Consider the following 10,596-nt stretch of genomic DNA (forward strand, 5'->3'; position numbering starts at 1 on the left):
GACCCGGGTGGCAACGTGCGTGTTGCCACAACGCATAGACGAATAAGACGCCGCCGAAAGCGGCCCGCCGTATTTCCAACTGGAGGAGAAACCGTTATGAAGCTTTCCACTGGCTCGTCAGTCCGTATATCCGCGAGCGACTCGTCGATCAATCACTCAACCGCCCGCGCGTGGTCAATTACTTCACTCATTGTCGTTTTTGCCACAATCAACTGGGCGGACAAGGCGATTATTGGCATCGTCGCCCAATCCCTCAAGGAAGAGCTCGGGTTCACTTCGACTCAGATCGGGTTCGCCGGCAGTGCATTTTTCTTTCTGTTCAGCATCAGCGGCGCTGCACTAGGATTTCTTGGTGACAAGGTCCAGGTCCGCTGGATCCTCCTTGTGCTTGCCGCGCTCTGGAGCGTCATTCAGTTCCCCATGCTGGTAACGGGCAGCTTTGCCGTGCTACTGATTACGCGCATCGTACTTGGTGTCGCGGAGGGGCCGGCGACCGCCATGGCGAACACTGCCGTGTTTCAGTGGTTTCCCGCAGACAAACGGAGCTTTCCTTCCGCGCTTGTAACCGCTGGCTCCTCGTTTGCGAAAATTGCGATAGCGCCTTTGCTAGCACTCGTGCTGGCCGCCTGGGGATGGCGCGCCTGCTTCGTCACCATGGGGTTTGCGGGCCTGATCTGGTGTCTGGTATGGCTGGCGGTAGGCAAGGAAGGTCCCTACGCCCGCCGCCCAGACGCGCACAAGCCCGGCGCAATTGACACTGGTTTGCGCACGCCGGCGCAAACGCTGCGGTTGCCTCTGCGCTCGATCGTCTTCACACGTTCGTTCCTCGGTGCACTGGTCGGAACGTTCATGGTGTACGGCCTGGTTTCGGCCTCGATCACCTGGTTCCCGTCCTACTTTGAAAAAGGTCTTGGCTTTTCCCGACTCGAGTCAGGCCTGATGTTTGGCCTGCCGAGTATTGCATCACTCGTCACGATGTTTGGCTCAACCTTCTTCGCAGACCGACTGGCGTCAAAGAACCGCGCGACACGAACCACCCGTGCATCGATTACGACGGCGTTCCTTGTAATCGGAGGCCTGGCGCTGGGCGTCGTGCCTTACGTCGGGAAACCATTGATTGTCGTGGCCTTCCTGATTATCGGTTATGGCTGCGCAAGCGTGGCGCTACCGATGATGAATGCCGTCGTGTCGCAGATCACTCCACCTCAGCAGCTCGCCAGCACGCTCGGCATTTTTCTTGCCGTCCAGAATCTGTCCGGGCTCATCGCGCCAACGCTGGTGGGCGTTCTCGTCGACCGCGCCTCGCATCCGCTGGCGGGCTACTCATTCGCTTACCAGATTTTCGGATTTGCGATCCTGGTCGGCGGCATCGCTATCGCGGTATTAGTGAATCCTGAGCGCGATGCTGCAATGCTGCAGCACAAACTTGAAGACCTCAAAACGCGTTAGCACGAGAGCGCAGCCCGCTGGCGACGAATTGCAGTTCCCCCTTCGACGGCGTCAGGCGAGGATGTTTTTTTAAGGAAGGTGACAAATGAAGATACTCGTGCCCGTCAAAAGGGTGATCGACTACAACGTAAAGGTACGCGTGAAAGACGACGGATCTGGCGTTGACCTCTCTAACGTCAAGATGGCGACGAATCCTTTCGATGAGATAGCGGTTGAGCAGGCCGTGCGACTCAAGGAGACAGGCGTGGCGACGGAAGTCATTGCCGTCTCCTGCGGTACGGCTGCCTGTCAGGACACGCTGCGCCGGGCAATGGCGATGGGCGCCGACCGTGGCATCCTGGTTCAGACAGAAACCGAGTTGCAGCCGCTGGCAGTGGCGAAGCTGCTGCACGCCCTTTGCGAGATGGAGCTGCCTCAACTCGTGATCTGCGGGAAGCAGGCAATTGACGACGACGCGAACCAGACCGGTCAAATGTTGGCGGCGCTTGCCGACTGGCCGCAAGCGACGTTCGCGTCGCAGGTGGTCGTGGCAACCGCCAGTGCAAAGGTCACGCGCGAGATCGACGGTGGCCTCGAGACGCTCGAAATCAGGCTCCCCGCCGTCATCACTGCGGACTTGCGCCTGAATGAACCGCGCTATGTGACGCTTCCCAACATCATGGAAGCAAAGAGGAAGCCGCTAGATATCGTGAAGCCGGCGGACCTTGGCGTTGAAGTCGCGCCACGACTTGCCACGATCAACGTGGCGGAGCCCGTTCAGCGTGGTGCGGGCATCAAGGTCGCCGACGTGGCCGAGTTGATGCACAGACTGAAGACCGAAGCGAGAGTAATCTGATCATGACCGTACTTGTCATTGCTGAACACGACCACGACAGCCTGAAGACCGCCACCCTCACGACCGTTGCCGCGGCTCGGGAAATTGGCGCAGACATTCATGTTCTGGTCGCCGGGGCCCGGTGCGGCGGCGCCGTGCAGGCTGCCGCCCAGTTGCAGGGCGTGACCGAGGTAAGGGTCGTCGAAGCATCCCACTACGAAAGCCAGACAGCCGAGAATCTCGCGGCGCTTGTCGTGGCCTCTGCCGAAGGTTACAGCCACATTCTGGCGCCCGCCACGACTTTTGGGAAAAACCTGGCGCCGCGCGTCGCGGCTCTGCTTGATGTTGCCCAGATATCCGACATCATTGCGGTCGTATCCGCGGATGTGTTTGTACGCCCCATTTACGCGGGCAATGCGCTCGCCACTGTTAAAAGCATTGACCCTGTCAAGGTCATCACTGTGCGCACCACCGCCTTCGACCCAGTGGGGAATGGCAGCAGCGCCGCGATCAAGTCGATCGAGCCCGCAATCGACACGGCGCAGAGCACGCTTGTGAACCGCCAGCTTAGCGAGTCTACCCGCCCTGACCTGGGCGCGGCAAAGGTGATCGTGTCCGGCGGTCGCGGCCTGGGCAGTAGCAAAAGCTACCACGAGCTGCTCGAGCCGATGGCCGACGCGCTCGGAGCGGCCCTTGGCGCCTCGCGTGCCGCAGTCGATGCTGGTTTTGCACCTAACGACTATCAGGTGGGCCAGACCGGCAAGATTGTTGCACCGGAACTCTATATCGCCGTAGGCATTTCGGGGGCGATACAGCATCTTGCCGGCATGAAGGACTCAAAGGTCATCGTCGCGATCAACAAGGACCCGGACGCCCCGATCTTTCAGGTTGCGGACTACGGTCTGGTCGGCGATCTTTTCGAAATAATTCCCCAGCTAACCGCTGCATGCGCCTGAGCTTGCGCGTCATGCTGCGAATCTATTTTGGCGTCGGTGGCAGGTAGTAGTCTGCGCCGCTTCAGGAAAGAGTCTGAAACACCGTTCTGGATACAGTGAAATGCAACGCGACTCGATGGATTTCGACGTGGTGATCGTCGGCGCCGGCCCTGCCGGTCTGGCGGCAGCAATCCGCCTCAGACAACTCGCGACGCAGAAGAGTGTTGAGCTTTCTGTCTGCGTGATCGAAAAGGGTGCCGAGATTGGCGCCCACATATTGTCCGGTGCCGTGATGGATCCACGAGCACTGACCGAACTTCTGCCCAACTGGAAAGAAGACGGCGCGCCCTTGAACACTGCCGTGTCGGAAGACCGTCTCCTGCTCCTTTCTGAACGCAGTGGATACCAGCTTCCGAACTGGGCTGTTCCCGGATGTTTCCACAACGAAGGTAACTACGTCATCTCTCTCGGTAATCTGTGTCGCTGGTTGGGCCAGCAGGCAGAGGCATTGGGCGTTGAGATCTATCCTGGATTTGCAGGTGCGGAAGTCCTGTTCGACGCGCAGGGCGCGGTTAGCGGCGTCGCCACCGGCGACATGGGCGTCCTCAAGGACGGCCAGGCCGGTCCTAATCACCAGCCCGGCATTGAGCTGAATGCCAGCTACACTTTCTTCGCAGAAGGTTGCCGCGGTCACCTCGGCAAGCAGATCGAAGACAGATATTCGCTGCTTGCAGAAGCCGATACCCAGACGTACGGCATCGGAATAAAGGAATTGTGGGAGGTGCGGCCGGAACATCATCAGCCAGGCCTGGTGATCCATACCGCGGGCTGGCCAATGGATAACTCGACCTACGGTGGAGGCTTTCTCTACCATCTTGAGAACAACCAGGTTGCAGTAGGCTTTGTGGTCGGCTTGGGTTACGAGAACCCGTACCTGTCGCCTTTCGAGGAATTCCAGCGCTTCAAGACCCACCCGAATATTGGCGGCGTTTTCGCGGGCGGCAAGCGAACGGCATACGGCGCGCGCGCCCTTACAGCGGGCGGGCTGCAATCCATGCCCAGACTCACGTTCCCGGGCGGCGTTCTCGTCGGCGATGACGCCGGTTTTCTCAACGCTTCGCGCATAAAAGGCTCCCACTGCGCCATCAAATCCGGAGCGCTCGCTGCCGAAGCGTGCTTTGCGGCGCTTGTCGCCGGACGCCGCCGCGATGAACTCGTCGAGTACCCGGATGCGTTCAGGAACAGCTGGCTCTACGACGAACTTTATCGTGCGCGCAACTTCAAGCCCTGGTTGTCAAAAGGACTGAAGCTGGGAGCGCTAATGGCCGGCATTGATCAGATTGTCTTCCGCGGCAAGGCGCCATGGACGCTGCGGCATCGTATTCCCGATTTTGCCAGGCTCAAGCATGCGAGCCTGTTCAAACCCATCCGCTATCCCAAGCCGGACGGATCGCTGACGTTCGATCGGCTGTCGTCGGTGTTCCTGTCTAACACCAACCATGCAGAAGATCAGCCCTGCCACCTGAAGCTGCGCGACGCGCGAACACCGGTTAGCGTGAATCTGGCCGAATACGACGCGCCGGAACAGCGTTATTGCCCCGCCGGCGTCTATGAGATCGTAAGCGACGGCAACAACAGCGAGCCCAGGCTGCAAATCAATGCGCAGAACTGCGTGCACTGCAAGACGTGCGACATCAAAGACCCAACGCAGAACATCGTCTGGACCGTACCGGAAGGCGGCGGCGGCCCGAACTACCCGAACATGTAGTGGAGCGTTTGCTCAGCGAGATGTCCCGCAGGAAGAACATGCGTCGCACGTCTGCCCATGCGCGGCTGCGGCTTTCGCTGGCGCACGTGTCTGCCGAATGGCTCAGCTGCCTCAGTGTTGCGCAGACGCGCCCATCGCACCTCGTAAGGGCCGCATGTTCAGCTCCCCGAAAACATCAGCGCGGCCTGCTGCCGCGCATACTGGAGGATCGATGAAAATCGAAGGAAACGTATTTATTGTAACTGGCGGCGCTTCGGGCCTGGGGGAAGGCACGGCGCGTATGCTGGCGGCTCATGGCGCCCGCGTTGTCATCGCCGACCTGCAGGAAGAACGGGGACACGCGATCGCCGCAGAAATTAACGGAGTCTTTTCGCGCTGCGACGTAAGTCTCGAAGAGGACACGAGGGCTGCCGTGGATGCCGGCGTGAGACTGGGCAGACTGGCGGGTCTGATCAACTGCGCAGGCGTTGCCCCCGCCCAGAAGACGGTGGGCAAATCAGGCGCGCATGATCTGGCCATGTTCACGCGAACGATCAGTATCAACCTGATCGGAACTTTCAATATGATCCGTCTGGCTGCTGCCGCCATGAGTGCCAACGCTCCAGAAGTTACTGGCGAGCGAGGCGTACTCGTCTCCACAGCTTCCGTCGCGGCTTACGAGGGGCAAATAGGACAGGCGGCGTACAGCGCTTCCAAGGGAGGGGTAGTCGGCATGACCTTGCCAATTGCTCGCGACCTCGCCAGTGTCGGCATCCGCAACATGACGATCGCGCCTGGCATCTTCGGCACACCGATGATTTTTGGGATGCCGCAGCAGATGCAGGATTCGCTGGCGGCGGGAGTCCCCTTTCCTCCCCGGCTCGGCACACCGGATGACTATGCACGGCTGGTCAGGCACATCATTGAAAATGACATGCTTAACGGGGAAGTGATACGTCTGGACGGCGCCATCCGGCTATCTCCGCGATAGTCCTGATCGGCTGCCGCGACGCTCCCTTGTTCGCTGTGCCCACGTTACCGTCTGGTGGCTCGCGTACCGGATCGATGAGGCCGGTCTGCGACGCCGACGGAGACCAAACATCGTTCTCCGAATTCCATAGCCGCCGGATTTGCCCTTTCATAACCCGGCGTATCCCCGACCGCCCTATCGGTTTATCAATCGGGAGTACTTCATCATTTCTTACGAGACTGATGCCGATGCGTTGCGCGCCAGCGTCCCGAGACCGCTTCAGCCAGAGAACAATCTGGTGCATTACGAATTTATCCGTATGCCTGACTCCTCGGGCTTCGGCGACTACGCCGAAAGCGGCCAGGTCATTTCCGTGCGAGACCCACAGGGGCGCCTCGGCAACTACCCGCATTCAATGTATCTCAATGACGAAGGTCCTATTGCAGGCGGTCGCGAGATCTCGGGTTTCCCGAAGAAGCTTGCGAGACTGACCTGAGCGTCGACGGAAATGACACGCTGCTCGGAACGCTCGACTATGGAACACAGCGCGTTGCTACCGGCACGATGGGTTTCATTTCAGCTTATGGCTCAGGCCCTGACGACTATCAGTTACTTGGATCTGAATGCATGCTGCGGAGGGAGCCTCCACGAGACAAATAGGGCAAATTCATGCGCGAGCCCTCTTGTCGAAGTTTTATACACCAATCCTAGCCTTGACCGTCACATCGTAGCAGAGCAACTAAACTTGCATTCCCGCATTTCAGTCATCCGTCCATTCCCATGCCTCTAAACTCTGCTCCATCGGAAGAAATGCGCACGAATCCGTGGTTCGGTTCGTTGACTGCGGCTGAGCAACAAGCTTTGCTGATCGGCTGCGAAGTGCTTGAATTGCGGTCGGGAAAATTCTTGTTCCGGCAGGGAGATTTGCCAGACGGATTTTATGGGCTGAACGGAGGCCGACTGAAGGCAACCACGGTCCGCGAAGACGGGAGGGAAGCAATTCTTGCCGTCATTGAACCAGGCAACTGGTTCGGTCAGACATCAATGGCCGCCCACGTCCCCCGCGCGCGTGATGTGGTCGCGCTGGAAGATTCAAGCATTTTCGCAGTCAAACCCGATGCGTTCGATGCGCTGATGCAAAATCACAACTTGGTTATGGCCATTGCACGACTTCAGTCGATGCATCTGAACTTACTATATCGGATGATCGAGGATGCCACCTTGCATTCGACGCAAGCCAGAGTGGCCCGACGACTGGTACTTCTCGCATATGGCGACCTAACGATGGCATCAAAGAACCGTCGTGAGGTAACCGTGTCTCAGGACACGCTGGCCATGATGGTCGGGGTCACTCGCCAAACGCTTGCACTGGAATTGAGAGCGTTTGCCACTCAAGGTGCTATCGCGCTACGTTATGGCCGCATTGAAATACTCTCGAAGGAGATTCTTTTGACTTTCTGCGAAAATCTCTGATAAGGCCCCCCCTTTCTGCGCACGCTCCGCCATTCAGGGGATACCCGACATTGCAAGATTTCTGGCAGTTCAATCGGCTTGCACTCGTTAACCTGCTGACACAGCCCCGCACGATGCGAAACGATGATCATCGCCGAGCTATGACCGTGCGTGGACGGCGATAATGAATCGGGATGTCAGCAGAATACCCATTTCCGACCGGAGGAGATCTTATGCAAGAGGAATTTATGGGCTCGACGCCCTCGGCTTACGCTTATCCCTTGCTGATAAAGCATTTGCTGCACACGCCGCTCTCACAGGCGCCCGACCAAGAGATCGTCTACCGGGGCCAGCAACGGTACACATATACGACCTTGAGCGAACGTATTGCGCGGCTCGCCAACGGTCTGCGCCAACTCGGCACACGGCACGGCACTACGGTCGCAGTGATGGACTGGGATAGTCACCGATATCTTGAATGCTATTTCGCGGTGCCGATGATGGGCGCTGTGCTGCAGACGGTCAATGTACGGCTGTCGCAGGCGGAGATCGCCTATACCATCAACCATTCCGGGGTGGAGATTTTGCTCGTTCATACGGATTTTCTGCCGGTGATCGAAGCAATTAAGGACAAGCTTGAAACGGTGCGCGCCTTCGTCTGGATCGACGAAGCAGGAAGTGAAGCTAGCGCTAACGGTATCCCGTTCTCTGCCGAATACGAGGACATGCTCGCCGCCAACTCGCCTAGCTACGACTTCCCGGACTTTGACGAGAACACGCGCGCCACCACCTTTTACACGACCGGCACAACAGGTTTGCCCAAGGGCGTCTACTTCTCCCATCGTCAATTGGTTTTGCACACCATCACTCTGATGGCCGCGTTGGCGAGTCCAGTGTCCGGGCAACGTTTTCACCGTGGCGACGTCTACATGCCGCTCACGCCGATGTTCCATGTGCACGCATGGGGCATGCCGTACATCGCTACGGCGCTTGGCGTTAAGCAGGTGTACCCGGGGCGATATGTTCCAGACCGGCTTTTGCAGCTCGTGGTCAGCGAAGGCGTCACATTCTCGCATTGCGTCAGCACGATTTTGCACATGCTGCTGAATTGCGCTGAGGCAACAACCGTAGACCTAAGCAAGTGGAAGGTCGTCATCGGCGGCGGCGCCCTGACGCATGGATTGGCGCGCGCCGCGCTTGACCGTGGCATCGACGTTTTTAGCGGCTACGGCATGTCCGAATCTTGTCCTGCGCTAAGTCTCGCACAGCTTAAGCCTGGCAGTGAATCGCTCGACATTGATGAGCAGGTACGTCTACGCTGCAAGACCGGCCTGCCTCTGCCGCTCGTCGACCTGCGCATCGTCGATGGCAGAATGAAAGATGTGGCGCATGACGGCAAGGCATTCGGCGAGATCGTTGCGCGCGCACCTTGGCTGACACAGGGTTACTTCAGAAATCCGGATGCGGGCGCTCAACTTTGGGAGGGCGGCTACCTGCATACCCAAGACATCGCCAACGTCGACACAGCAGGCTGGCTGCAGATCACCGACCGCATCAAGGATGTGATCAAATCGGGCGGCGAGTGGGTCTCGTCGCTCGAAATCGAAAATTTAATCTCGCTGCAGTCAGGCGTCGCCGAGGTCGCGGTCATCGGAATAAAGGACGAAAAATGGGGCGAACGGCCGGTGGCGCTCGTGGTCCGCAAGCCGGATGGAGCGACTCCCGTCACTGAGCACGACATCCGGCAGCATGTGCTCGCGTTCGCCGAGAAAGGGCTGATCTCGAAGTACTCGGTTCCGCAGATCGTGAAATTCGTCGATGCCCTCGAAAAGACGAGCGTGGGCAAGACGAACAAGAAGTGGCTCCGTGAACAGTTCGCGTGAGCGATCCAAAACAATGACGACCGATATACATATGCGCGCCTAAAATTGTTGAATACTCCCGAAGATCACGAGACCTGCCTGCTAGTAGCGCGCCACGAGAGTCGAATCTTCATGCTTGACGGCGCCTGCATAGAGCTTGCAGCTGTTGCTCGTCCGCCTGCCAGCGAGCTGCACCGACAGGGTCCTTGAGCAAGAGGGCACGCCAGTAAGTGAGCCCTGAGGAAGTCCTTGACCGACGGCGCCTCGTGCAAACTAGACGGGTCCGGTTCTGCAGATTGTGATGGGAATGTGGCCGCCCTGTCGGCCGACGCTTGATTGAAATCCCGTCGAACAAAGCGAGCCCGCGTTGCTCCGTCCGTGTGAGCACGGCGCAGGCATAACGCTCAAAACCAATTAAAGATCAGTTTGGCGAAGGCAAAACCGGGGCGTTTTTCTTCTAGGCTGATCAACTCGAAGCCGCCAGCGATCAAATCGCTCGACGATTAAGCTGCGCTCGGAAGGGTCGCCTCGCCGGTCGACCGCCGAGGTGTCAGAGACGGCTCAACGCCGCGTGCAGGCTAATTTAGAGCATCGTGTTGCTATTGGTTGAAGTCCCGGGGATCGGCTGGAGGATGCCCCAGTGCTCCACGATTTTGCCTTTCTCCAGCCGGAAAATATCGACGGCCGCCCGGCCCCAGCCGCGTCAGCATCCTTCTTGTTGAGCGCGAGATCATGGGATCTCTAGAACGGCCTTTTTGTTGGTCTCAAGAGTTTGTGACATCGAGTTTCCTCTTCCATTGGCCCTGCTAAAGGATTGACTTTGCGATCGGGCCAGGCTTCCGATTTCGATGCGCAGGTTAGCTTTGGAGGCTGAGCTCGTTCACCTTCGGGCCTTCGTCCTCCCAGAGCCTGCGGATTCGTGAAGTGACCTCACGCCAAGGCGCGTGGATTGTTCCCATGCTTACCGCTTCCTACCACTGTTCTAGTGAATTGCGGTTCCCTTTTTAGTTCGTCTCAAAGTAGCGCGAACACAGCATAGGCGGAGCAGCCGCGTCGCCAGCTTGCACCGCTCACGCCTATCCCGAAGCCGAGATCAACGACCGTTGAAGCTTCTCGGATCGATCCGCACACTTAAACGGTTTGTCACCGAGCTGACGCCGTCGACGCTCCCCGCTACCTGGGCCGCCTGCCCAACGAGTGCCGCAGACGGCACGCTCCCGACCAGCGTAACGGCGCCGTCTCTCGCGCGTACGCTTATATTGGTCAGCACCATTCCCGATGTCTTCGCCAGTGCCCGCCGGACGCGTTTCGCGAGTGCCCTGTCCATTGCCTTCGATGCCTTCGATGCCGAGGCGGCCGCACCAGTA

General features: G+C 58.6%; 8 protein-coding genes and 1 pseudogene. 8 read left to right on the forward strand and 1 reads right to left on the reverse strand.

The annotated features are described in order from the left end of the window. Nucleotides 1-96 precede the first annotated feature (96 nt). From HHL24_RS40480 to HHL24_RS40515, 8 genes and pseudogenes are all read left to right on the forward strand, one after another. Nucleotides 97-1,449: an MFS transporter gene (locus HHL24_RS40480; RefSeq protein ID WP_169490887.1), complete on the forward strand. Its 1,353-nt coding sequence runs from the start codon at nucleotides 97-99 to the stop codon at nucleotides 1,447-1,449. Between the two features lie 85 nt (nucleotides 1,450-1,534). Next, complete coding sequence (locus HHL24_RS40485; RefSeq protein ID WP_169490888.1) at nucleotides 1,535-2,284, forward strand: electron transfer flavoprotein subunit beta/FixA family protein; 750 nt, start codon at nucleotides 1,535-1,537, stop codon at nucleotides 2,282-2,284. A gap of 2 nt (nucleotides 2,285-2,286) precedes the next feature. Further along, on the forward strand, nucleotides 2,287-3,219 hold the full coding sequence (locus HHL24_RS40490) for an electron transfer flavoprotein subunit alpha/FixB family protein (protein ID WP_169490889.1): 933 nt from the start codon (nucleotides 2,287-2,289) through the stop codon (nucleotides 3,217-3,219). 100 nt (nucleotides 3,220-3,319) lie between these two features. Then, nucleotides 3,320-4,966, forward strand: coding sequence for an electron transfer flavoprotein-ubiquinone oxidoreductase (locus tag HHL24_RS40495; protein ID WP_169490890.1), 1,647 nt, complete (start codon nucleotides 3,320-3,322; stop codon nucleotides 4,964-4,966). Nucleotides 4,967-5,177: 211 nt separating this feature from the next. Further along, nucleotides 5,178-5,936 carry a 3-hydroxyacyl-CoA dehydrogenase gene (locus HHL24_RS40500; RefSeq protein ID WP_169490891.1) on the forward strand — a complete coding sequence of 253 codons (759 nt, stop codon included), beginning with the start codon at nucleotides 5,178-5,180 and terminating at the stop codon, nucleotides 5,934-5,936. A 139-nt stretch (nucleotides 5,937-6,075) separates the two neighbouring features. After that, nucleotides 6,076-6,488 (forward strand): annotated as a pseudogene (locus HHL24_RS40505) (acetoacetate decarboxylase); the annotation flags it as partial. 237 nt (nucleotides 6,489-6,725) lie between these two features. Further along, nucleotides 6,726-7,388, forward strand: coding sequence for a Crp/Fnr family transcriptional regulator (locus HHL24_RS40510; RefSeq protein WP_230417786.1), 663 nt, complete (start codon nucleotides 6,726-6,728; stop codon nucleotides 7,386-7,388). A gap of 212 nt (nucleotides 7,389-7,600) precedes the next feature. Continuing rightward, nucleotides 7,601-9,250, forward strand: coding sequence for a fatty acid--CoA ligase (locus HHL24_RS40515; protein WP_169490892.1), 1,650 nt, complete (start codon nucleotides 7,601-7,603; stop codon nucleotides 9,248-9,250). Between the two features lie 1,072 nt (nucleotides 9,251-10,322). Here HHL24_RS40515 and HHL24_RS40520 read toward each other — a convergent pair. Beyond that, on the reverse strand, nucleotides 10,323-10,596 hold a 274-nt coding region (locus HHL24_RS40520), incomplete at its 5' end, for a BON domain-containing protein (protein WP_206003242.1).

It is taken from the genome of Paraburkholderia polaris, from assembly GCF_012927345.1.
Taxonomy (GTDB): Bacteria; Pseudomonadota; Gammaproteobacteria; order Burkholderiales; family Burkholderiaceae; genus Paraburkholderia; species Paraburkholderia polaris.